Here is a 520-nt window from a genome sequence, read left to right as displayed (position 1 = left end):
GACATGAACTATTGGAAGACCATATTGGCGGCGACCGCCGTGCTTGGCATTTCGCTTTCGGCCACCGTCTCGACCAAGGCTGCCGACGATCCGGCGCCGGCAGCCTATTCCTCCGCGCTGAAGGGCAAGCGCATCGTCATGGTGCCGATGGCCATGGGCTTCGACCTCGCCCAGGGCTGGTCGGCGATCATCCAGCGCGAGGTCAACGCCTTCGGCGGCAAGTTCGAAACCCGCGATCCGAACTGGAGCGTCGAGGCCGGCGCTCAGGCGATCACCGAAGTGATTTCTTCTGACAGTAAGCCGGACGTGCTGATCGTCATGTCGCCCGCCCTCAACTCCTATTCCAAGCTGATGAAGAAGGCGCAGTCGGAAGGCATTTTCGTGCTCCTGATCGACAACCCGGCCAACTTCAAGGCCGATGCCTATGTCGGCGGCGACTGGACTGAACTCGGCCGTCTCGAAGCCGAAGCCGTGGTCAAGGGCTGCGGCCCGAACTCCTCCAAGAAGATCGGTCTCGTGC

General features: G+C 61.9%; 1 protein-coding gene. It reads left to right on the top strand.

Going from position 1 to position 520, the window contains the following annotated elements; all coding sequences use genetic code 11:
• Positions 1 to 24: 24 nt before the first annotated feature.
• A partial coding sequence (locus tag AC1D0P_RS28195) for a substrate-binding domain-containing protein (RefSeq protein ID WP_477679750.1) occupies positions 25 to 520 on the top strand: 496 nt, incomplete at its 3' end.

The organism is Polaromonas sp. P1_G2 (assembly GCF_056405515.1).
This window is presented reverse-complemented; position numbering and strand designations above follow the sequence as displayed.